Genomic DNA, 22,235 nt, shown 5'->3' with positions numbered 1-22,235 from the left:
TTCGACATGCTGAGGCGCGCCGGGGTGCGGCGCGTGGGGAGCGGCCCAGGGTGCAGACCTTCACGGTCGAGGATCTGATCGCCTGTTACGAACGCGGCGTCTTCCCGATGGCGGACGCCCGTGACGACGACCGCATCTTCCTGATCGACCCCGAGCGGCGCGGCGTCATTCCGCTGCACATGTTCCACCTGCCCCGCAGGCTGGCGCGCACCGTCCGCGCCGACCTCTTCCAGGTGCGGGTCGACACCGCCTTCGAGGCGGTCATCGAGAACTGCGCCGAGGCGCGGCCGGGCCGCCTGGAGACCTGGATCAACGCGCCGATCCAGGCCCTCTATCATGCGCTCTACATGCGCGGCATGGCCCACAGCGTCGAATGCTGGCGCGACGGGCGCCTGGTCGGCGGCCTCTACGGCGTCACCCTCGGCGCGGCCTTCTTCGGCGAGAGCATGTTTTCCGTGGAGCGCGACGCCAGCAAGGTCGCCCTCACCCATCTGGTGGCGCGGCTGAAGGCCGGGCGCTTCCGGCTGCTCGACACCCAGTTCATGACCGAGCACCTCGCCCAGTTCGGCGCGCAGGACATCTCACGCAACGAGTATCGCCGCCGGCTGGGCGGAGCGCTGGGGCGCGAGGCCGACTTCTATCACCTGCCGGCCTACGCCGGCGGCGATCAGGTCCTGCAGGCGATCAGCCAGGCGTCGTAGATGGGGTGCTGGAACGGTTGCAACCCCGGCGACGAGGCGAACATCCAGCCGCGGAACACCTGCTTGGCCGGCGGCGGGGCCTTGCCCATGGCCGCGAACGGCTGGGAATCGATCTGCACGTGCGCCACCGAATCCGGCTGCGCCTCGTCGGGGGCCGACGTCTCGCAGGACTTTACGGTGAAGATCAGCGACTTGTAGCGCACCGGCTGGCCGATCGGCGCCTCAAACCGCAAGGTCTCGGCGGTCACCTTGTCCAGCGCCTGGATGATGGCCACGCCGTTGCGCTGGCGCTTGGCCGGATCGGCGGCGGGCTTGGCCGCCACCTTCGCCGCCGCCGGGGCGGCTTCAGGCGGCGCATCGGGCTTGGCCGCGGCGTCGGGCGCGTCGGTGGGCGACGGCGTCGCCACGGGGGCGGCGTCGGCCTTGGGCGGGGGCTTGGCCGGGGACGCCGGCTTGGCGGCGCCCGGAGCCGGGGCGGCCGGAGCGGCGCCCTGCTGCAGCAACTGGCCGATCGGGTCGGAGGATTGCTGGGCGAGCGCCAGACCGGCGCCGCCGAGCGCCGCTGCGCCGGCCAGCGCCACGATCACGGACGGGCGGCGGCGCGCCACCACGCCTACTCCGGCTTCCAGGCCTGGTAGTCGCCGGTGGCGTGCGGACGTTGGCCCGTGCGGGCGATCGATCCGGCCGGCCGCCAGGCGTTCACCGTTCCGGTCAGGTTGGGCAGGTGGTCCTTCTCCCACTTGCGCCGCGGCAGCGGAGCGGTGGTCGGCGGCTCGTCGAAGGTGTAGCGCAGCCAGCCGTGCCAGTCCGGCGGCACCTTCGAGGCCTCGGCGTACCCCTTGTAGATCACCCACCGCCGCTTGCGGCCGTCATAGCTGTCCTTGGTGTCGCGAGCCTCGAAATAGCGGTTGCCGTTGGCGTCCTCGCCGACGAATCGGCTGCGGCGTTTGATCTGAAGGCGCGCGCCCAAGGCCGCGCCGTTCCACCAGGTGAAGATCGCTTTCAGCACTGAACCAGGTTCCGATGTTCAAGACAGCTCGCAACGCCTTGACCGCCAAGCGATTCCCTTGGGAAAGACGGCGGTCTCGGGCGGCCGGACTATAGGTCGGTCGGCGGCGTCCGTCCAGCGACGCGGACAGGCGAGACCGTCGGCGCGAACCGACAACATTTTGTGGATAGCAGGCCGCTGAACCGCAATATCTATTGCTAACCATGTTCCGCCGATTCTACCCTGGGTCATATTCCGGTGGAGCACGCCATGCGGTTCGATAGACGGTTCGCGGGGACCGACTTTCCCGCGCTTGACCTTGAAACGCGTTGGATCGAGCGGCCGCACGACGTCGTCACGGTGCTCGCGCCGCGCGAGTGGACCTCCGTGCGGGTCGAGGCCTGGCTGGCCTGGGCCGACGACCTGCCCGACGACCTGCCCGCGGTCGAGCTTCCGGCCGATCTGGGTCCCGAGCGCCGTCCCGACCCGCTGTTGGAGGACGGCCCGGCCCGCTACGCCGCCCGCACGGCCGCCTGGGGCTGGGCGCTGGGGCTGTTCGACCGGGACGTCGACGCCCTCGCCTTCCGCGACGACCTGGCCGCGCTGATCGCCGGCGGCCTCGCCGCCCCGGCGGCCGGCCGTCGCGGCGGCGCCCGCGTCCCGCTCACCGGCGACGGGACCGGCCCCGCCGTCGAGGAGGCGCCGCTCGACCTCTCGGACATCGAACTTCAGGCCAAGCTGGCCGCCCATGTCGCTGAGGGCCGGCGGCAGGCCGTCGCCGCCGACGCCCTCGACGCCCTCGGTGCGCGGCTTGAAGCCGTGGCCGACGCGGTGGCCCGCTGCGAAGGCGACGCCGCCGCCTGCGCCGACCCCATGCGCAATCTCGCCCTCGGCCGCGCGGCGCGCGCGGCGCGAGAGGCCGGCGCTTCCGACCGGTTGATCCTCGACGCCATCGCCCTCGGCCGGGCCGGCGAACGCAACTGGCGCGGCCTGGCGACGCGCGAACCCGCCCGGCTGGAGCCGATGATCGTCACCGGCGCCCGCGACGTGGTCGAGGCCGGCGGCGGCGCGGCCGACCGCATCGCCGTCAGCGCCTGGGAAAGCGGCCGGCTGGTCCTGGCCTTCGACCCGCGCGACGCCGAGGCGCTCAAACGGCTGGGCGTCGCCGCCCGGGCCGCGGTGGACGTCAGCCGCTTCTGGAGCGACGACGGTTTCGACGCCGACGGCTTCGCCGCCGCCGTCCGCCTGATGACCACGGCGCTGGAGATCGAGACGGCGGCGGGCTTCGCCGCCTCGCCCAAGGGCGCCTCGCGGCGGTTCCACTGGCGGCCGCTGGGCCTGACCCTGGCCGGCGTCGCCGAACTGCTGGTCATGCAGGGCCTGACGTTCAACTCGGACCAGGGGCGCGAGGAAGCCGCCGCCCTGTTCGCCATGCTGGCCGCCGCCTCGCTGGAGGCCTCCGCCGCGATGGCCGCCGAAGCCGGTCCCTATCCGGAGTTCCCCGGCGACCGCGACAGCCGCCTCTCGTCGATCGAGACCCGGCTGGCGGCCTGCCGGACCCTGACCGAACGCAGCGAACTGGCGGCAGCGGCGATCCCGTTGTTCGAAAACGCCCTGGCCCTGGCCCGCGTCAGCGGCCTGCGCAACGCCGAGAGCGTTGCCCTGTTCGCCGATGGCGAGCTGGCGCTCCGGCTGGGCGGCCGCAGCCTGGGCGCCGCCCCCTGGAACGGCCCGGTGACCACGGCCGAGACCACCGACGGCGAGATCGTCCGCACGCTGTCCGAGGCCGTCGCCCCGGCGGTGGCCCGGCTGAACCTCGATCTCGACGAGGCCGGCGCCTTCGCGCTCGGGCGCGGCGAACTGACCGACGCCCCTGGGGTCAACCACGCCGCCCTCAAGGCGCGCGGCTTCACCGAACACGAGATCGCCACGGCCGAATCCGTGCTGCGGCTGACCGGCAAGCTCGACATCGCCTTTTCGGCCGACGTGATCGGCGAAGGCTTCCTGCGCGACGTGCTCGGCGCGTCGCAGGAGGCGGTCGCCGCCCCCGGCTTCGACGTCCTGGCCTTCGTCGGCTTCACCCGCGCCGAAATCGCCGAGGCCGAGGCCTACGCCTGCGGCGCCGGCGACCTGAACGCCTGGGCCGAATCGGCGGTGTTCGCCTGCGGCGACGCCGTATCCCCGGCCGCGCGCATGGCGATGACGGTCGCCGCCGAGACCTTCGCCTGCGCGCCCGCCTTCACCTCGCTGCCGCTGGCCAGCGCCGACGACCCGCTGGCGGCGATCCGGTTGCAGACCGCGGCGGCCCGCGCCGGCCTGCGCGCCGTCCGCCTGCGCCGTCCGCCCGCTCCCGCCGGCCAGACCCTCGAGCTGCCGCCGGCCGCCGAAGACGACGGGCCCCGCCGGCCGCGCCTCGAGACGCCGGCCCAGCCGGTGGTGACCGAGCGGGTGGTCGAGAAGATCGTCGAGCGCGACCCGGTGCGCCGCAAACTGCCGGATCGCCGCAAGGGCTATATCCAGAAGGCCTCGGTCGGCGGGCACAAGGTCTATCTCCACACCGGCGAATACGACGACGGCGAGGTCGGCGAGATCTTCATCGACATGCACAAGGAAGGCGCCGCCTTCCGGTCGCTGATGAACAACTTCGCCATCGCCGTCTCGATCGGGCTGCAGTACGGCGTGCCGCTGGAGGAGTTCGTCGACGCCTTCGTGTTCACCCGCTTCGAGCCCGCCGGACGGGTCACCGGCAACGATTCGATCCAGTCGGCGACCTCGATCCTCGACTACATCTTCCGCGAACTGGGCGTGTCGTATCTGGGCCGGGGCGATCTGGCCAACGCCGATCCGGACGAGTATCACGCCGACGGCCTGGGTCGCGGCAAGCCCGAGACGCTCGACGAGCCGCAATCGGCCGCCCGCTTCATCTCCAAGGGCTTCTCGCGCGGGGCCACGCCGGACAACCTGATCTTCCTGCCGCTGGGCGGGCGCAAGCCCGACACCGCCAACGACGGCGGCGGCGCGGCGCCGGACGTCTGCGCCGCCTGCGGGGACCTGTCGCTGGTCCGCACCGGCGCGGGACCGGTCTGCAAGACCTGCGGCGCGGCCCCCGGCCTGCGCAGCGCCGACGACGGGGCTTGATCCCCCCGTCGCCGGCCGCATTTGGCGCAACTCAATCTGGCGTTAAGTTTGCTGTCGTTCCTGGTGTGAACCCTTGGACAGCCGAAGGCGTCTCGAAATGAAACCGATCCTCCCCGTGCTCGCCGCCTTGCTGGCCGCGACGCCGGCCCTCGCCCAGAACGCCGCCCAGATCGACCACGCCCGTCGCGGCGCGAGCTGTCCGCGCTGCAACCTGTTCCAGGCCGACTTCGGCGGGGCCGAGCTGAAAGGACGCAACTTCGCCGGAGCGCGCCTGCGTCAGGCCAATCTCAGCGTTTCGGTGATGAACCACACCAATTTCTCGGGGGCGGACCTGCGCGACGCCGACGCCTCGGCGGCGGTGTTCTCGAGCTCCAACTTCGCCGGCGCCGACCTGACCAACGCCACCTTCGTTGGAACCTATCTGCAGGGCGCCAATTTCCACGGCGCGCGGATGAACGGGACCAATTTTTCCGGCGCCGAGATGGATCACGCAGTGGGCCTCACCCAAGGCCAGCTCAACGGCGCCTGCGGCGACGGCGACACCCACCTGCCGCGCGGCCTGCGCCTTCAGCCCTGCCGTTAAAAAATGGACATACTAGAAATTACAAGGATTTAAGTGGCATAGACCGCCTCTTGGGATCAAACCAGAATTGAAGCGGCCTCACGCCGCCCTAAGAGGTTTCGATTGATGTCGCGTATCGCGCTGGCGCTTCTCGTGTGGACGGCCGCCCTGTCGGGTCTGGCGGCTCCCGCCTGGGCGCTCACTCCCGACCGGGACGTCGCCAAGATGGTCTCGTTCGGCGGGGTCTGCGTCGGATGCGAGCTTTCCGGACGCCGGCTCACCGGCGCCACGTTCATGGGCGCCAAGTTCGACCGCTCCACCCTGGTCGGCGCCGACCTGCGCGGCGCGTCGTTCCACGGCTCCAGCTTCGTCGGGGCCGACTTCACCCGCGCCGACCTGCGCGGCGCCGAGGTCCTGGGCGCCAATTTCCTCAACGCCGTCTTCACCGACGCCGCGATGGAGGGCATCGCCGCCCACGGCGCCAATTTCCAGGGCGCCAACCTGCAACGCGCCCGGATCAGCTCGGCCGAGATGAGCGGCGCCAATTTCGGCCGCGCCGTGCTGACCGGCGCCAATCTGCGCGGGGCGGAACTGCACGGAGCCAATCTGGGCGGCGCCGACGCCTCACGCGCCGACTTCACCAGCGCCGAGTTGAACGCCGCCAACCTGGGCGGCGGCGCCTTCGACAGCGCCACCTTCCGGGGCGCCGAACTGACCGGCGCCAACCTGGGCGGCGCCAGCTTCAGCCGCACGGATTTCCAGAGCGCCAGCCTGCAACGCGCCAATATTCGCGGCGTCGACCTGTCCACCGCCAGGGGCCTCGACCAGGACCAGATCAACGAGGCCTGCGGCGACGGCGGCACGCGCCTGCCGTCGGGGATGGTGGTCCGGGTCTGCCAGGGACGCGGCTCCAACTATATGCCGCCCAGGCCCCCGGCCCCGCCGAAGCCGCCAGCCCCGCCGAAGCCGCCCCGCTGGTGAGGACGGCCCGCGCCGTCAGACCTTGATCGGCGGCGCCAGACGGACGTGCAGTTCCTTGAGCTGCTTGTCCTGCACCTCGGACGGCGCGTTCATCATCAGATCCTGGCCCTGCTGGTTCAGCGGGAAGGCGATGACCTCGCGGATGGCCGTCTCGCCGGCCAGCAGCATGACGATGCGGTCGATGCCAGGGGCCAGGCCGCCGTGCGGCGGCGCGCCGTGGCGGAAGGCGCTCAGCATGCCGCCGAACTCGTTCTCGACCACCTCGGGGCCGTAGCCGGCGATCTCGAACGCCTTGAGCATGACGTCCGGGCGATGGTTCCGGATCGCGCCCGAGCACAGCTCGTAGCCGTTGCAGACGATGTCGTACTGATAGGCCAGGATGTCGAGCGGGTCCTTGTCGTTCAGGGCCTCCAGCTCGCCCTGCGGCATCGAGAACGGGTTGTGCGAGAAGTCGACCTTCTTGTGCTCGTCGTTCCACTCGAACATCGGGAAGTCGACGATCCACACGAACTTGAACTGGTCCTCGTCGACCAGGTTCAGGTCGGAGCCGACCTTGTTCCGGGCCGAACCCGCGAACTTGTAGAACGTGTCCGGGTCGCCGCCGACGAAGAAGGCCGCGTCGCCGACCTTGAGGCCGAGCTGCTCGCGGATGGCCTCGGCGCGCTCGGGGCCGATGTTCTTGGCGATCGGGCCGGCGGCGCCTTCGTCGCCCTCACGCCAGAAGATGTAGCCCAGGCCCGGCTGGCCTTCGCTCTTGGCCCAGCCGTCCATGCGGTCGCAGAAAGCCCGCGAGCCGCCGCCCGGCGCCGGCACGGCCCAGATGGCGTTCTTGGGCGCGGCGTCCAGCATCCGCGCGAACAGGCCGAAGCCGCCGTTGCGGAAATGCTCCGACACGTCGGCCAGTTGCAGCGGGTTGCGCAGGTCCGGCTTGTCCGAGCCGTACTTGGCGATGGCCTCGCGATAGGGAATGCGCGGGAACGGATAGGGCGTGACGCGCTTGCCGCCGGCGAACTCCTCGAACACCCCATGCAGCACCGGCTCGATGGAGGCGAACACGTCCTCCTGGGTGACGAAGCTCATCTCGACGTCGAGCTGATAGAACTCGAGCGACCGGTCGGCGCGCAGGTCCTCGTCGCGGAAACAGGGCGCGATCTGGAAGTAGCGGTCGAAGCCGGCGACCATCAGCAGCTGCTTGAACTGCTGGGGGGCCTGCGGCAGGGCGTAGAACTTGCTGGGATGCAGGCGCGAGGGCACCAGGAAGTCGCGCGCGCCTTCCGGCGAAGACGCGGTGAGGATCGGCGTCTGGAACTCGGTGAAGCCCTGCTGGACCATGCGCCGGCGGATCGAGTCGATCACGTTGGAACGCAGCACGATGTTCCGGTGCAGCGTCTCGCGACGCAGGTCGAGATAACGGTGCTTGAGGCGGATTTCCTCAGGGTATTCCGGCTCGCCGAACACCGGCAGCGGCAGCTCGGCGGCCTGGGACAGCACCTCGACCGCGCGGACGCGCACCTCGACCTCGCCGGTCGGCAGGCCGGCGTTGACGGTGTCGGCGGTGCGGGCGACCACCTCGCCGTCGATGCGGATGACGCTTTCGGCCCGCAGGTGCTCGACCAGCGCGAAATTGGCCAGTTCCGGCGACAGCACCAGCTGGGTCAGGCCGTAGTGGTCGCGCAGGTCGATGAACATCAGCCCGCCGTGGTCGCGCTTCCTGTGGATCCAGCCGGACAGGCGGACGTTCGCGCCGGCGTCGGTCAGACGGAGGGCGCCGCAGGTGTGGGTGCGATAGGCGTGCATGATCTCTAGGATTTCAGCGTTTTCGCCGCGCGAGGCGGTGTTTTGGGAAGGCCGGAAGGGCGCACGCCCACCGCCGATTGTCAAGATTCGCGGCGCCGGCGTCAGGCCGGCCGCATGAGGTCCAGCAGGGACGGCGCGCCGCGGGCGTGCACCGATTCGATGGCCAGCAACCGCCGCTTGGTCGCCACGCCGCCATTGGCCGAGAAGCCGCCCGAACGGCCGCCCGCCGCCAGCACCCGGTGGCAGGGCACGACGATGGGAAACGGGTTCGACGCCATCACCTGCCCGACGGCCCGTGCGGCGGTGTAGTCGGTCTCGCCCAGCCGCGCGGCGATCTCGCCATAGGTCAGGGTGGCGCCGGGCGGAATGGAGCGGGCCGCCGCATAGACCCGGCGGTTGAACTCGGGCGCGTCCCTGAGGTCCAGCGCAGCCCCGGCCAGATCGCGATACTCGCCCGCCAGCAGGGCGACGATGTCGTCGATCACCGCCTGGACCGCCGCATCGGGAGCCGCCTCGACGACGCCCGGAAAACGCCGCCGCAGCCGCGCCTCGGCCGCCGCCCGGTCGCCCTCCGGCAGTTGGACGCCGATCAGGCCGTCCTCGCCCCAGGCGACCGCGCACAGGCCGACGGCCGTCTCGAAGATCGCATAGCCAAGTCCGATCATGGCGCCAGTCTAGCATCGGGCCAGCCCCTTGGCGCGGCCCCTCTTCCACAGAAACGGCCCGCTCGTCCACCGCGCGACGATTGGCGCAATTCGACCGACCGCCCGGCCTATGCTATCTGTCGCGACCGTGACGTACCTTTTTGGACCTGCAGCGTGGGCCGCCAGCTTCGCCTAGAGCTCAACCGGCCGCCGACGTATCGCCGCGAGGACTTCATAGCCTCCCCCACGAACGCCGCCGCGATCCGTGCGGTCGACGCCTGGCCGAACTGGCACGGCGGCTGCCTGGCCCTGATCGGCCCGGAGGGCTCGGGCAAGACCCACCTGGCCAGGGCCTGGGCCCAGCGCGCCGGGGCGCTAGCCCCCGGCCCCGAGGCCCCGATCGATATCACCGCCCTGAACGGCCGGCCCGTGCTGATCGACGACGCGGACGCCTGGATCGGCGACGACGCCCTGTTCCACCTGATCAACATGGCCGGCGAGCCGGGCGGCGGCCTGCTGCTCACCTCGCGCACGCCGCCTGTGGAGTGGACGGCCGACCTGCCGGACCTGCGCTCGCGCCTCAACGCCCTGCCGGTGGCCGAGCTCGAGGCGCCCGACGACGCCATCCTCCAGGGCGCGCTCCAGAAATTCTTCCGGGAGCGGAACATAAGGCCGACAGAGGACGTCCTTCCCTACCTCATGCGCCGCATCGAACGCTCGATCCCCAGGGCCCGCGACATCGTCGCCCGCCTGGACGAAGCCGCCGACGCCGAGCAGCGGCCGGTGTCGCGCGCGCTCGCGCGACAGATTCTTGAAATCGACGACGAGACCGGCGACCTGTTCGAGTAAGCGCTTGCCGCTCCCGGCCGGCTGGGCGAAAACCGATCAGCGCCTGCTGACCGCCGCCGACCTCCGTCGCGCGCCGGCCGCGGCAGGCCTTACGCGCGAGAACAGCATGACCGACGCGGCGACCCTGGAATCCCTCGAACCGACGCATCGCGAAGCGGGCGCGCCGGCGCTCGACGCCGAACTGGCCGCCTCGCCCGAGCGCTTCATCAACCGCGAGCTTTCCTGGCTGGCCTTCAACGAGCGCGTGCTCGAGGAAAGCGACAATCCGCGCCACCCGCTGCTGGAGCGGCTGCGCTTCCTGTCGATCTCGGCCAACAATCTCGACGAATTCTACATGGTCCGCGTCGCCGGCCTGAAGGGGCAGGTGCGCGAGGGCGTGCGCGTGCTCAGCCAGGACGGCATGACCCCCGCCGAACAGCTGGAGCGGGTCAACGACCGCGCCGCCGAGCTGATGGCCGAGCAGCAGCAGCGTTGGCGCGACCTGCGCACCGAGCTCAAGGGCGCCGGGGTCAATCTGGTCGATTCCGACCAGGTGTCGCTAACCGAGCGGGCCTGGCTGGAGAACGTCTTCCTCAACCAGATCTTCCCGATCCTGACCCCGCTGGCCATCGACCCGGCCCACCCCTTTCCGTTCATCCCCAACCTGGCCTTCTCGATGGCGCTGAAGCTGCGGCGCCTGAGCGACGGCAAGGAGCTCTACGCCCTGGCGCCGATTCCGGCCCAGGTGGCCCGGTTCTGGGCCCTGCCGCCGGCCGGCGGCCGCGCGCGCAAGACCGAGCGGCGCTACATCTCGCTGGAAGGCCTGGTGGTGCTGTTCCTCGACCACCTGTTCCCCGGCTGCGAGGTCCAGGCCAGCGGCATGTTCCGGCTGATCCGCGATTCCGACGTCGAGATCGAGGAAGAGGCCGAGGACCTGGTGCGCGAGTTCGAGGCCCGCCTCAAGCAGCGCCGCCTGGGCTCGGTGGTCCGCGTCGAGATCGAGACGCTGATGCCCGACGACCTGCAGGCCTTCATCATCGAGAACCTGCGCGCCCAGCCCCAGGACATCGTGCTGGTCGACGGCATGCTCAGCCTCGACGAGCTGTCGCAGCTGATCCCCGCCGACCGCTCCGACCTCAAGTTCAAGCCGTTCGAGCCGCGTTTCCCCGAGCGCATCCGCGACCACGGCGGCGACTGCTTCGCCGCAATTCGCGAAAAGGACATCCTGGTCCACCACCCGTTCGAGAGCTTCGACGTGGTGGTGCAGTTCCTGCGCCAGGCCGCCCGCGACCCCAACGTGCTGGCCGTCAAGCAGACCCTCTACCGCACCTCCAAGGACAGCCCGATCGTCGCCGCCCTGATCGAGGCGGCCGACAACGGCAAGAACGTCACCGCCCTGGTCGAGATCAAGGCCCGGTTCGACGAGGAGGCCAACATGAAGTGGGCCCGCGACCTGGAGCGGGCGGGCGTCCACGTCGTGTTCGGCTTCGTCGAGTACAAGACCCACGCCAAGCTCTCGATCGTCGTCCGCCGCGAAGGCGAAGGCCTGCGCACCTATTGCCACTTCGGCACCGGCAACTACCACCCGCAGACCGCGCGGGTTTACACCGACCTGTCGCTGTTCACCTGCGACGGGCCGCTGGGCCGCGATTCCGGCAAGCTGTTCAACTACATCACCGGCTACGCCCAGCCCGACCACCTGGAGCGGCTGTCGTTCTCGCCGGTGACGCTGAAGCACGACCTCGTCGCCCTCATCGACCAGGAGGCCCGCAACGCCGAGGCGGGCAAGCCGGCGGCGGTCTGGGCCAAGCTGAACGCCCTGGTCGATCCCGAGATCATCGACGCCCTCTACCGCGCCAGCCAGGCGGGGGTGCGCATCGATCTGGTCATCCGCGGCATCTGCTGCCTGCGGGCCGGCGTGAAGGGCCTGTCGGAGAACATCCGGGTCAAGAGCATCGTCGGCCGTTTCCTGGAGCATTCGCGGGTGGTCGCCTTCGCCAACGGCCACGCCATGCCCAGCGGCAAGACCCGGGTGTTCATCTCGTCGGCCGACTGGATGCCGCGCAACCTCGACCGCCGGGTCGAATCGCTGGTGCCGATCGAGAACCCGACCGTGCATCAGCAGGTGCTGCAGCAGATCATGGTGGCCAACCTCAACGACGAGGCCCAGAGCTGGGAGCTGGACGGGAACACCGGCGTCTATCGCCGCGTGGAAACCTGGAACGCCAAGGGCGCGTTCTCCGCTCACGAATACTTCATGACCAACCCCAGCCTTTCGGGCCGGGGCCACAAGGTGAAGGACCTGCCCAGAGCCTTCGATCATGTCGGCGCCAGACGCTAGGAGTTACGAGATCAGCATGACCGACGCCGCGGTTATCGACGTCGGTTCCAATTCGGTGCGCCTGGTGATCTATCGGATCGAAGGTCGAGCGATCTGGACCGTGTTCAATGAAAAGGTGCTGGCCGGCCTCGGTCGCGATCTGGCCGGCACCGGCCGCCTGTCGCCCGAGGGGGTGAACGCGGCCCTGGCGGCGCTGCGCCGCTTCAAGGCCGTGGTCGACGGCGCGCATGTCGACACCGTGTTCGCCACGGCCACCGCCGCCGCGCGGGAAGCGGCCGACGGTCCCGCGTTCATCGAGCAGGTGAAGGCGGCCACCGGCTTTTCGGTGCGCATCCTCGCCGGGGCCGACGAGGCGCGCTATGCGGCCCTGGGCGTCATCGCCGGGACCCCGGACGCCGAAGGGGTGGTGGGCGACCTGGGCGGCTCCAGCCTCGAACTCACCCGCGTCGGCGGCCAGCAGCCCGGCCGCGGCGTCACCCTGCCCCTGGGGCCTTTCGCCCTGGGCGCGCCGGCGCCCTTCGACCCCGTGCGGACCCGGCCCCAGATCGCCAAGCGGCTGAACGCCGCCGTGCGCGGCTATGGCGGCCGGACCTTCTATGCGGTGGGCGGCGCATGGCGGAACATCGCGCTGCTGCACATGCGCATGGCCGGCTACCCGTTGCAGATCGTCCACCAGTACGAGCTGTCGGCCGTCGAGGCGATCGAGGCCGCCCGCTTCATCGCCCAGCAGTCGCGCGGTTCGCTCGAACGCATCCAGGGGGTGACCAAGAAGCGGATCGACACCCTGCCCTACGCCGCCGCCGTGCTGGAGAGCCTGATCGAAACCCTGGGCTTCGAGCGCATTTCGGTGTCGGCCTACGGCCTGCGCGAGGGACTGCTGTTCGAGCACATGAGCCCCTCGGTGCGCGCCCTCGACCCGCTGATCGAGGGCTGCCGGGCGATGGGCGCGCGGTCGGACACCGCCGAGGAACTGGGCGCGGCCCTGGAGACCTGGCTGACGCCGGCCTTCGCGGCCTTGCCGCCCCTGTTCGGCGACCGCGATCCGGTGCTGCTGGCCGCCGCCTGCCGGCTGGCCGACCTCGGCGCCCGCCTGCACCCCGACCATCGCGCCGATCTGGTGTTCGAACAGGTCCTGCGCGCGCCCGTGCCCGGCGTCACCCACGCCGAGCGCGCCTTCCTGGCCGCCGCCGCCTTCAACCGCCACACCGCCAGCTGGCCGCCGCCCGAACGCGAGACGCTTACCCGCATCCTGACGCCCGAGCGCCAGAGGCGCGCCCGCGCCCTCGGCGCCGCCATGCGCCTGGCCTGCGACCTGTCCGGCCGAAGCCCGGCCCTGCTGGCCCGCTCGCGCCTGGAGACCGGCGACGGGGCCATCCGCCTGATCGCCGAGCCGGCCTGGGCGGACATGCTGCTGGGCGAACAGACCGCCAAGCGGGCCGCCACCCTGGCAGACCAGCTGGGGCTGGGCCTGACGATGAAGGCGGCCGCCTGAACCTCGCTCGAGCTTGATCGCCGTAGGGCGACCTGCGGCAGGATCGCCGCCCCGTCGCCCAGGAGCGCTCATGCCGGCCTATGTCATCGCCCAGCTCAGGTTCACCGACCGCCAACGCTACGACCGCTATCAGGCCCGTTTCGGCGCGGTGTTCGCCAGGTTCAACGGCCGCCGCCTCGCCGCCGACGAGCAGCTGCGGGTGCTGGAAGGCGCCTGGGAGCGCGACAAGGTGGTGATGATGGAATTCCCGGACGACCAGTCCGCCCGGGCCTTCCGCGAATCGCCCGACTATCGGGAAATCGCCGTCGACCGGCTGGCGGGCGCCGACACCGTCGTGCTCGAGGTCAGGAGCCTGCGCTAGGACGCAAAGCCCCCGCGAGGCGAGGCGCGCCGGCGCGGACGGATCCGCCGCCGGCGACTGGCCGGATCAGGACGCCGCCTTCGGGGCCCGACGGACCTCGACCACCCGGACGCGGGCGCCGTCGAGCACCAGCGCCAGTTCGCCCCGCTTGAGCTTGAGGGCGTCGGCGCCGAACGCCTCGCGCCGCCAGCCGACTAGGGCGGGCGTCTCGGCGTTGTCGTCGTTGGCGATCTTCTCGAGGTCGGAGACGGTGGCGATCAGCTTGGAGGCGACGCCGGCGTCCTCGGCCCGGGCCTTGAGCAGCACCTTCAGCAGCTCGACCACCGCGCCGGCGGCCGGCGTCGAGGTCTGCGGGCTGCGGGCGATCACCGGCGCATGCGTCTCCGGGTCCTTGAGCGCGGCCTTCACCGCCTCGATCAGCTCGGGTCCGAACTTCGAACCGGCGAAGCCCTTGGGCACCGCCCGCAGCCGGTCGAACGCCGCCGGGTCGGTGGGGGTCTGCGAGGCGATCTCGTCGATGGCCTCGTCCTTGAGGATGCGCCCGCGCGGCTGGTCGCGCATCTGGGCCGTACGCTCGCGCCAGGCGGCGACGGTCTTGAACACCGCCAGGTATTTCGGCGTGTGCTTGCGGGCCCGCAGCCGCTTCCAGGCGTTGTCGGGATCGGTGTCGTAGTTGGCCGGATCGGTGAGGTTGGCCATCTCGTCGACCACCCAGGCCAGCCGCCCTTCCTTCTCCAGCCGCGCGCGCAGCATCGGGAAGAGCTTGGCCAGGTGCGTCACGTCGCCCAGGGCGTATTCGAGCTGGGTGTCGGTCAGCGGCCGGCGAGCCCAGTCGGTGAAGCGGCTGGACTTGTCGATCTCGATCTTGAGCATCTGGCGGACCAGGGCGTCATAGGCGATCTGCTCGCCGAAGCCGCAGGCCATGCCGGCGACCTGGGTGTCGAACAGCGGCTTGGGCATGACGCCGAGATTGTTGAAGATCTCCACGTCCTGGCGGGCGGCGTGGAACACCTTCTCGATCTTCGGATCGCCCAGGATCGCCAGGAACGGCGCCAGGTCGATCCCGTCGGCCAGCGGGTCGATGACGGCGGCGGCGTCCGGCCCGGCGGCCTGGATGAGGCACAGCTTGGGCCAGTAGGTGGTCTCCCGCATGAACTCGGTGTCGACCGCGACAAAGGGCGCATCGGCGAGTTCGGCGCAGAAAGCTTCAAGTTCGGCGGTGGTCGTGATCAGCTTCATCGGCTAGCTATAGCCCGCCGGCGCGGCGCCTATGCAAGGGCGCCGTGACGGTAGAGACGTTTTTTCTACCGGAGATAGTCGCAACCATGAGCGAACGGCCCAACGGCCTCACCTATGCGCAGGCCGGCGTCGACATCGATGCAGGCAATGCGCTGGTCGACGCGATCAAGCCGCTGGCCAAGGCCACCCGCCGTCCCGGCGCCGATGCGGCCCTGGGCGGATTCGGCGCGCTGTTCGACCTCAAGGCGGCCGGCTTCGAGGACCCCCTGCTGGTCTCGACCACCGACGGCGTCGGCACCAAGCTGAAGATCGCCATCGACACCGGCATGCACGACACGGTCGGGATCGACCTGGTGGCCATGTGCGTCAACGACCTGCTGGCGCAGGGCGCCGAGCCGCTGATGTTCCTGGACTACTTCGCCACCGGCAAGCTCGACGTCGACAGCGCCCGCCGCGTGGTCGGCGGCATCGCCGAGGGCTGCAAGCAGGCCGGCGCGGCCCTGGTCGGCGGCGAGACCGCCGAGATGCCGGGCATGTACGGCGACGGCGACTACGACCTGGCGGGCTTCTCCATCGGCGCGGTCGAGCGCGGCGCGGTGCTGCCGCGCCTCGACGAACAGAAGGCCGGCGACGTGCTGATCGGCCTCGGCTCGTCGGGCCCGCACTCCAACGGCTATTCGCTGGTGCGCCGCGTCGTCGAGCGTTCGGGCCTGGCCTGGGACGCGCCCGCGCCGTTCGCCGAGGGCCAGACCCTGGCCCAGGCGCTGATGGCCCCGACGCGAATCTACATCAAGAGCGTGCTCCCGCTGATCAAGGCCGGCCTGGTCAAGGGCGGCGCCCACATCACCGGCGGCGGCCTGATCGAGAACCCGCCGCGCGCCATCGCCGAGGGGCTGGCTCCCCGTTTCGACTGGAACGCCTGGCCGCTGCCGCCGGTGTTCGCCTGGCTGCAGGAGATCGGCGGCGTCGAGGATCACGAACTGCGCCGCACCTTCAACTGCGGGATCGGCTTCGTGCTGATCGTGGCAGCCGATCAGGCCGAGCCGGTGCTGGCCGCTCTGCTCAACGCGGGCGAAGACGCCTTCGTCTGCGGCGAGCTGGTCAAGGCCTGAGCCCGCCATGAGCGGCGAGAAGCGCGTCGCCGTCCTGATCTCGGGGCGCGGCTCCAATCTGGAGGCGCTGATCGAAGCGGCGCGCGCGCCGGATTATCCGGCGCGGATCGTGCTGGTGCTGTCGAACAATCCCGACGCAGAGGGCCTGGACAAGGCCGCCGCCGCCGGGATCGAGACCGCCGTGGTCGATCATCGCCCGTTCGGCAAGGACCGGGCCGCGCACGAGCGGCTGATCGACGCGCGCCTGCGTCAGTCGGGCGTCGAGCTGGTCGCCCTGGCCGGCTACATGCGCATCCTGACCCCGTTCCTGGTCGAGGCCTGGGCGGGGCGGATGGTCAACATCCACCCCAGCCTGCTGCCGGCCTTCACCGGCACGGACACCCATCGCCGCGCCCTGGACGCCGGCGTCAAGCTGCACGGCTGTTCGGTCCACATGGTCACCCTGGGCGTCGACGAGGGGCCGATCGTCGGCCAGGCCGCCGTGCCGGTGCTGGAGGGCGACGACGCCGCCGCGCTGGCCGACCGGGTGCTGGCGGCGGAGCACCGGCTCTATCCCGCCTGTCTGGCCCGGCTGGCCGCCGGCTCGGCCGGCGTCCAGCCGGCGGCCGACGCCGTGCTGGCCAACCCCGCCTGACCGTCAGGCCGGCTTCAGCGTCAGCCGGTTGGGCTTGATCGGCGTGCGCGTCGGCATGGCGTTGCGGTCGATATGGCCGTCGAGGGTCAGTTTCAGGTCCTTGAAGAACGGGTCGCACTCGAACCAGAAGGTATGACTGTGCACGATGTCGCCGGGACCGCCGGTCGCCAGCGGCCGCCAGACATCCCCCGCCTCGACGTTGCACGCCACGTCCGGCGCGTCGTCGGGCAGGCCGACCCGGCCCACCCGGGGGGCGGTGAAGGCGCGCTTGACGTTCGACACCTGCAAGGCGCCGTCGAAGGCGTTGGAATAGTTGGTGATCCGCCCCGCGTGGCCATAGAGCCCCCGCGTCATGGCGTTGCCGGCGCTCATGCAGCCCGACGATATGTCGCCGCTGATGAAGGCCAGCTGGTTGACCTGCCAGGTGGCGTCGCGGGCCGGCTTGTCGTCGTCGGCGTGGTTGAACGCCTCGCGCACCAGATAGGCGCCCATGGAATGGGCCAGCACATGCACGGCGACGTCGCAGGGCTGGTCCGAGGCGGCCCGGGCGGCGGTCATCGTCACGAACAGCTGGATCGCGGAGCTGACCAACAGGTTGGCGGTGGTGCGCACGTCGACGCGGTCGTCGAGATAGGCCGCCGGCGTGCCCTTGGAGGGCCAGTCGAACGACACCACCCGTCCGGACCAGCCGGCGCGCGCCAGCCCGTCGACCACCTTGCGATGGCTTTCCAGGGCCCCCTGGGGATCGACGTTGAAGCCGTGGACCAGAAACAGGATGTTACGGTCGCGGCCGTTCTGCGACGGCGGCAGGCCGTCCAGCAGCCCCCGCGCCCAGCGCGTACCCCGGGTGGCGACGGGGCCGGTCGACGGGTTCTGGTGGGCGGCCAGCGGCTGGGCGGCGCCCTGGGGCACCACCAGATAGCGGACGACGTCGGGATCGCCCCCGAACGTGCCGTCGCCGTTCACCGAGCGGCAGGTGACGAAATAGTCGTCGGCCATGATCCCTCCCCGATAATTCCCGTCAGGGTAGCACGATTTCACCCGGGGATCGCGGGCGATCGCGACGATGGTGCGAGGCACGAGGCGCGAGGCGCGAACGAAAACGGCCGGCTCGCGTGCGAGCCGGCCGCCTTCAGCCATCTATCATCGAAGGCCGCCGAACCGGCGGCCCCGAAATCAGCCGACGATTTCCGCGTCGGTGAAGAACTGGGCGATCTCGATCTTGGCGTTGTCCTGGCTGTCCGAACCGTGGACCGAATTCTCACCGACCGATTCCGCGAAGAGCTTGCGGATGGTGCCGTCGGCCGCCTGGGCCGGGTTGGTGGCGCCCATGACTTCGCGATACTTGGCGACGGCGTCGGCGCCTTCCAGCACCTGCACCACCACCGGGGCCGAGGTCATGAACTCGACCAGTTCGCCGAAGAACGGACGTTCCTTGTGGATCTCGTAGAACTTCTCGGCCTGGGCCTTCGACATATGGATGCGCTTCTGGGCGACGATGCGCAGGCCGGCATCCTCGATCACGGCGTTGATCTTGCCGGTGAGGTTGCGACGGGTGGCGTCGGGCTTCAGGATCGAGAAGGTGCGTTCGGTCATGGCTGCTGCTTGAGCTCACACAAGAGTTGGAATGGGGAGGTTGCGGGCTTATAGCCGGGCGCTCCCGTTCCGCCAACCTCTCGCAGCGTTCCCGCCTCTCCCATGCTCCAGATCAACAATCTGACCTTCGACGCCTGGGGGCGACGCTTCTTCGAGAGCGCGTCCGTCACCCTGCCGACCGGCGGCAAGGTCGGTCTGGTCGGACGCAACGGCGCGGGCAAGTCGACGCTGTTCAAGCTGATCCTCGGCCAGCTGCATCCCGGCGACGGCGACATCAGCCTGCCCAAGGCGGCCAAGATCGGCTCGGTCGACCAGGAGCATCCGGCCACGCCCGTCACCCTGATGGAGACCATCCTCGAGGCCGACGTCGAGCGGGCGGCCCTGACGCGCGAGCTGGACACCGCCCCGCCCGAGCGCCTGGGCGAGATCTACGGCCGGCTGATCGAGATCGACGCCGACCGGGCGCCGTCTCGCGCGGCGGAAATCCTTACCGGCCTGGGATTCTCGCAGGAGGACCTGGAGCGGCCGATGGCCGAGTTCTCCGGCGGCTGGCGCATGCGCGTGGCCCTGGCCGCGGCCCTGTTCGCCGAGCCGGACCTGCTGCTGCTCGACGAGCCGACCAACTATCTCGACCTGGAAGGGGCGCTGTGGCTGGAGGCGCGGCTCAAGAAGTACCCGCACACCGCCCTGATCATCAGCCACGACCGCGAGCTGCTGAACAACTCGGTCGGCTACATCCTGCACCTCAGCGAGGGCAAGCTCGAGCTCTACACCGGCGGCTATGACGACTTCGAGCGCCGCCGGGCCGAAAAGCTGCGCCTGTTGTCGGCCACCCGCGCCAAGCAGGAGGCCGAGCGCGCCCACCTGCAATCCTTCGTCGACCGCTTCCGCGCCAAGGCGTCCAAGGCCACCCAGGCTCAGTCGCGCCTCAAGCGGCTGGCCAAGCTGGAGCCGATCTCCGCCCCGATCGAGGAACGCGTCGCCCCCTTCACCCTGCCCTCGCCGCCCCGCCCCCTGGCCCCGCCGCTGATCCGGCTGGAGGACGCCTCCGTCGGCTACGACGACGGCAAGCCGGTGCTGCGCCGGCTGAACCTGCGCATGGACATCGACGACCGCATCGGCCTTCTGGGCGTCAACGGCGCCGGCAAGTCGACCTTCGCCAAGATGATCGCCGGGGCTCTCGACATCCAGCACGGGCACCTGCACCGCGACCGCCGCATGCAGGTCGGTTGGTTCCACCAGCACCAGATCGAGGCGCTCGACCCCGCCGACACGCCGCTGGAGATCATCCGCCGGGCGATGCCGGAGGCCAGCGAGTCCTCGCGCCGCTCGCGCCTGGCCCAGTTCGGCCTGCACTTCGACAAGCAGGACACCACCGTCGCCAACCTGTCGGGCGGCGAGCGGGCGCGGCTGCTCCTGAACCTGGTGGCGATGAGCGCGCCGCACCTTCTGATCCTCGACGAACCGACCAACCACCTGGACATCGACAGCCGCCGCGCCTTGCTCGACGCGCTGAACGACTATTCCGGCGCCGTCATCCTCATCACCCACGACCGCTCGCTGATGGAGCTGGTCGCCGACCGCCTGTGGCTGGCGGCCGACGGCGGGGTGAAGCCGTTCGACGGCGACATGGACGACTACGCCAAGTTCGTGCTGGACCGCGCCAAGGCCGCCTCGGCCCGTCCGTCCCAGACCCCGGTCGTCGAGGCGCCCAGGCCTACGCCGGCCCAGGCGCCGCGGCCAGCCGCCAAGCCGGCGGCCGCGCCGCTGAAGCGCAAGCTGGAGGCGGCCGAAGCGGTCCTCGCCCGCTGCACCAAGACCCTGGCCGATCTCGACGCCGACCTGGCCGACCCGGTCCTCTACGTGAAGAACCCGGCCAAGGCCGCCGACCTTGGCCGCAAGCGCGAGAAGGCCCAGGCCCAGCTCGACGAGGCCGAGGCCAAATGGATGGAGGCCGCCGAAGCCTACGAGCAGGCGCTCTGACCGGGACGCCGGGCGCAACGACTTGCGCTTGCCGGGCGTTTTGATGGACGTCACAGGGAGCAGTCCATGAAACGCACCATGCTCGCGGCCTTGGCGGTCGCCCTCAGCCTTCCGATCGCGGCGGCGCCGGCCGGCGCGGCCTCGCAGGATTGGCGGCGCGACCGTCCCGACTATCGCTGGCAAGGCGGTCCCCAGAACCGCAACTGGGACCCAAGCCGCAGCTACCGGCCCCATGACCGTCGCTACGATCGGCGCTACGAGCGCCGCATGACCCGCGACGACTACATCTATCGGGGTCGCGACGGCCGCTACTACTGCCGTCGCAACGACGGCACCACGGGCCTGGTGATCGGCGCCATCGGCGGCGGCGTGCTCGGCAACGCCATCGGCGGCGACACCCTCAGCACCCTGCTGGGCGCGGCCGGCGGCGCGGTGATCGGCCGCTCGATCGATCGCGGCCAGGTGCGCTGCCGCTAGGCCGGGCCTAGGCCGGCCACGTCATGTGCAGAAGCGGATACGGGCGCCCCTGGTCGTCGAGCGAGGAGCGCCCGGTCTGCTGGAAGCCGATGCGGCGATAGAAGCCGACCGCCTGGTCGTTCTGTTCGTTGACGTCGACGCTCAGGGCGCCGCCGACGAGGCTCCTGGCGTGCGCCATCAGCCGGCGGCCGATCCCGCGGCCGCGCGCGTCGGGGTCGATGAACAGGCTGTCGACATGGGCCTGCGACAGCCCCATGAACCCCGTCGCGCGTCCGCCCTCCTCCGCCACCCAGAGCCGGACGGACGGCAGGTAGTCCCGGGCCACCATCACCTCCAGGGCCGAGAAGTCCTGGGGCTTGAGGAAGTCGTGGGTGGCGAGGACGGCGCGGCGCCAGATTTCGAACAGGACGGGCGCGTCGGCGGCGGCGGAAGGGCGTATCTCGATCATGCGCCCGAGTTAGGCCGGGCGCGGCGGCGGGACAAGCCCGCCGCCCGGGGTTCTTCACACCGTCGCAGGCGCGGCGCCGCGGGTCGAAAGCCGCCTGTCCGTGACGTTGTTGCGACACGCTTGCCAAGCGCTCCCTTCGCGCTCAACCTGACCTCCTGAACCTCAAGACGGGGGAGCGGTTCATGGCCACCACCGGGACGACGCGCCCGCAGGCGGATGTCGGGCGCCTGTTCTATCTCGGCTGGGCGCTGATCATGGCGGCGATCATCGTCGCCGGTTTTTCCCAGACCGTGCCGGAGGACTTCGCACCAAAGCCGGGCCTGCCGCTGCTGCTGCATGTTCACGGAGCCGTCTTCACCGCCTGGGTGGCGCTGATGGTCGCCCAGCCGGCCCTCGTCAGCGCCGGCGACCTGCGCCGTCACCGCCAGCTGGGCGTGGCCGGCGCCGTGCTGGCCGGAGCCATGGTGATCATGGGGGTGGCCGCCACCTTGTTCTCCATCGGCCACCATCGCGTGCCGACCTTCTTTCCCAAGGGCGTGTTCCTGGCGATGAACTTGCTGGCGGTGACGGCGTTCGGCGGCCTGGTCGCCGCCGCCATCCGTCTGCGCCGCCGTTCCGACTGGCACAAGCGCCTGATGATGTGCGCCAGCGCCTCCATCCTGGGTCCCGGCCTCGGCCGCTTCCTGCCCATGGACAGTTTCGGCCTGTTCGCTCCGCTGGTGCTGTTCGCGGTCAATGACGTGATCCTGCTCATCGGTCCCGCCGCCGACCTCGTGGTCCGCCGCCGCATCCACCCGGCCTACGCCTGGGGAGTCGCCGCGGTGGTGCTGATGGAGGTGGCCATCGGCCCGCTGGCGTTCTCGCCCATGGCGGCGGCGGCGGTGAAGGCTCTCGGCGGCTGATCCGCGGTCCT

Annotated in this window: 21 protein-coding genes; 13 read left to right on the top strand and 8 right to left on the bottom strand. The window is 70.6% G+C overall.

All coding sequences use genetic code 11. The features are described 5' to 3' along the window. Positions 1 to 50: 50 nt before the first annotated feature. The gene (gene aat / locus C5708_RS00570; RefSeq protein ID WP_347566986.1) at positions 51 to 701 is read left to right on the top strand and encodes a leucyl/phenylalanyl-tRNA--protein transferase; all 651 of its coding nucleotides are present in this window, start codon (positions 51 to 53) and stop codon (positions 699 to 701) included. On the opposite strand, the gene C5708_RS00565 is transcribed toward aat, so the two are convergent. Both C5708_RS00565 and C5708_RS00560 read right to left on the bottom strand, forming a co-directional pair. Continuing rightward, complete coding sequence (locus C5708_RS00565) at positions 668 to 1,309, bottom strand: DUF2155 domain-containing protein (RefSeq protein ID WP_242916705.1); 642 nt, start codon at positions 1,307 to 1,309, stop codon at positions 668 to 670. The two genes, aat and C5708_RS00565, sit on opposite strands and share 34 nt — an antisense overlap. 5 nt (positions 1,310 to 1,314) lie before the next feature. Further along, positions 1,315 to 1,710, bottom strand: a complete 396-nt coding sequence (locus C5708_RS00560) for an NADH:ubiquinone oxidoreductase subunit NDUFA12 (RefSeq protein ID WP_242916703.1) — start codon at positions 1,708 to 1,710, stop codon at positions 1,315 to 1,317. A 249-nt stretch (positions 1,711 to 1,959) separates the two neighbouring features. Between C5708_RS00560 and C5708_RS00555 the strand changes: the two genes are divergently transcribed. From C5708_RS00555 to C5708_RS00545, 3 genes are all read left to right on the top strand, one after another. Next, a complete protein-coding gene (locus C5708_RS00555) occupies positions 1,960 to 4,827 on the top strand; it encodes a ribonucleotide reductase (RefSeq protein ID WP_242916701.1) in 2,868 nt (955 codons plus the stop codon). A gap of 97 nt (positions 4,828 to 4,924) precedes the next feature. Continuing rightward, on the top strand, positions 4,925 to 5,410 hold the full coding sequence (locus tag C5708_RS00550) for a pentapeptide repeat-containing protein (RefSeq protein WP_242916699.1): 486 nt from the start codon (positions 4,925 to 4,927) through the stop codon (positions 5,408 to 5,410). A 105-nt stretch (positions 5,411 to 5,515) separates the two neighbouring features. Further along, positions 5,516 to 6,370, top strand: a complete 855-nt coding sequence (locus C5708_RS00545; RefSeq protein ID WP_242916697.1) for a pentapeptide repeat-containing protein — start codon at positions 5,516 to 5,518, stop codon at positions 6,368 to 6,370. 15 nt (positions 6,371 to 6,385) lie between these two features. Here C5708_RS00545 and aspS read toward each other — a convergent pair whose 3' ends face one another. Next, a complete protein-coding gene (gene aspS / locus C5708_RS00540; protein ID WP_242916695.1) occupies positions 6,386 to 8,167 on the bottom strand; it encodes an aspartate--tRNA ligase in 1,782 nt (593 codons plus the stop codon). A gap of 101 nt (positions 8,168 to 8,268) precedes the next feature. Further along, the gene (locus C5708_RS00535; RefSeq protein WP_242916693.1) at positions 8,269 to 8,832 is read right to left on the bottom strand and encodes a methylated-DNA--[protein]-cysteine S-methyltransferase; all 564 of its coding nucleotides are present in this window, start codon (positions 8,830 to 8,832) and stop codon (positions 8,269 to 8,271) included. 153 nt (positions 8,833 to 8,985) lie between these two features. On the opposite strand from C5708_RS00535, the gene C5708_RS00530 reads away from it, so the two are divergent. The 4 genes from C5708_RS00530 (at position 8,986) to C5708_RS00515 (ending at position 13,833) form a co-directional block, all read left to right on the top strand. Beyond that, positions 8,986 to 9,660, top strand: coding sequence for a DnaA/Hda family protein (locus tag C5708_RS00530; protein WP_242916691.1), 675 nt, complete (start codon positions 8,986 to 8,988; stop codon positions 9,658 to 9,660). Positions 9,661 to 9,766: 106 nt separating this feature from the next. Next, complete coding sequence (locus tag C5708_RS00525) at positions 9,767 to 11,980, top strand: RNA degradosome polyphosphate kinase (protein ID WP_242916689.1); 2,214 nt, start codon at positions 9,767 to 9,769, stop codon at positions 11,978 to 11,980. A 16-nt stretch (positions 11,981 to 11,996) separates the two neighbouring features. Further along, positions 11,997 to 13,472: a Ppx/GppA family phosphatase gene (locus C5708_RS00520; RefSeq protein WP_242916687.1), complete on the top strand. Its 1,476-nt coding sequence runs from the start codon at positions 11,997 to 11,999 to the stop codon at positions 13,470 to 13,472. Positions 13,473 to 13,542: 70 nt separating this feature from the next. Continuing rightward, complete coding sequence (locus C5708_RS00515; RefSeq protein WP_242916685.1) at positions 13,543 to 13,833, top strand: DUF1330 domain-containing protein; 291 nt, start codon at positions 13,543 to 13,545, stop codon at positions 13,831 to 13,833. A gap of 66 nt (positions 13,834 to 13,899) precedes the next feature. Here C5708_RS00515 and rnd read toward each other — a convergent pair whose 3' ends face one another. Continuing rightward, positions 13,900 to 15,072, bottom strand: coding sequence for a ribonuclease D (gene rnd, locus C5708_RS00510; protein ID WP_242916683.1), 1,173 nt, complete (start codon positions 15,070 to 15,072; stop codon positions 13,900 to 13,902). Positions 15,073 to 15,158: 86 nt separating this feature from the next. On the opposite strand from rnd, the gene purM reads away from it, so the two are divergent. After that, positions 15,159 to 16,184 carry a phosphoribosylformylglycinamidine cyclo-ligase gene (gene purM / locus C5708_RS00505; RefSeq protein ID WP_242916681.1) on the top strand — a complete coding sequence of 342 codons (1,026 nt, stop codon included), beginning with the start codon at positions 15,159 to 15,161 and terminating at the stop codon, positions 16,182 to 16,184. 7 nt (positions 16,185 to 16,191) lie between these two features. Next, positions 16,192 to 16,818 carry a phosphoribosylglycinamide formyltransferase gene (purN, locus tag C5708_RS00500; protein WP_242916679.1) on the top strand — a complete coding sequence of 209 codons (627 nt, stop codon included), beginning with the start codon at positions 16,192 to 16,194 and terminating at the stop codon, positions 16,816 to 16,818. Between the two features lie 3 nt (positions 16,819 to 16,821). Here the strand turns inward: purN and C5708_RS00495 are convergent, their stop codons facing one another. After that, positions 16,822 to 17,817 carry an alpha/beta hydrolase gene (locus C5708_RS00495; protein WP_242916677.1) on the bottom strand — a complete coding sequence of 332 codons (996 nt, stop codon included), beginning with the start codon at positions 17,815 to 17,817 and terminating at the stop codon, positions 16,822 to 16,824. A gap of 177 nt (positions 17,818 to 17,994) precedes the next feature. Continuing rightward, positions 17,995 to 18,414 (bottom strand): nucleoside-diphosphate kinase, encoded by a 420-nt coding sequence (ndk, locus tag C5708_RS00490; RefSeq protein WP_242916675.1) that lies wholly within the window; start codon positions 18,412 to 18,414, stop codon positions 17,995 to 17,997. A 102-nt stretch (positions 18,415 to 18,516) separates the two neighbouring features. Between ndk and C5708_RS00485 the strand changes: the two genes are divergently transcribed. Both C5708_RS00485 and C5708_RS00480 read left to right on the top strand, forming a co-directional pair. Then, positions 18,517 to 20,397, top strand: coding sequence for an ABC-F family ATP-binding cassette domain-containing protein (locus tag C5708_RS00485; RefSeq protein WP_242916672.1), 1,881 nt, complete (start codon positions 18,517 to 18,519; stop codon positions 20,395 to 20,397). 66 nt (positions 20,398 to 20,463) lie between these two features. Then, positions 20,464 to 20,874, top strand: a complete 411-nt coding sequence (locus tag C5708_RS00480) for a glycine zipper 2TM domain-containing protein (RefSeq protein WP_242916671.1) — start codon at positions 20,464 to 20,466, stop codon at positions 20,872 to 20,874. A 7-nt stretch (positions 20,875 to 20,881) separates the two neighbouring features. Here C5708_RS00480 and C5708_RS00475 read toward each other — a convergent pair whose 3' ends face one another. Further along, a complete protein-coding gene (locus C5708_RS00475) occupies positions 20,882 to 21,322 on the bottom strand; it encodes an acetyltransferase (protein ID WP_242916669.1) in 441 nt (146 codons plus the stop codon). Positions 21,323 to 21,504: 182 nt separating this feature from the next. Here C5708_RS00475 and C5708_RS00470 point away from each other — a divergent pair, with 182 nt between their 5' ends. Continuing rightward, on the top strand, positions 21,505 to 22,224 hold the full coding sequence (locus tag C5708_RS00470; RefSeq protein ID WP_242916667.1) for a hypothetical protein: 720 nt from the start codon (positions 21,505 to 21,507) through the stop codon (positions 22,222 to 22,224). Positions 22,225 to 22,235 lie beyond the last annotated feature (11 nt).

It is taken from the genome of Caulobacter sp. CCUG 60055 (assembly GCF_022750545.1).
Classification (GTDB): Bacteria; Pseudomonadota; Alphaproteobacteria; order Caulobacterales; family Caulobacteraceae; genus PUIC01.
This window is presented reverse-complemented; position numbering and strand designations above follow the sequence as displayed.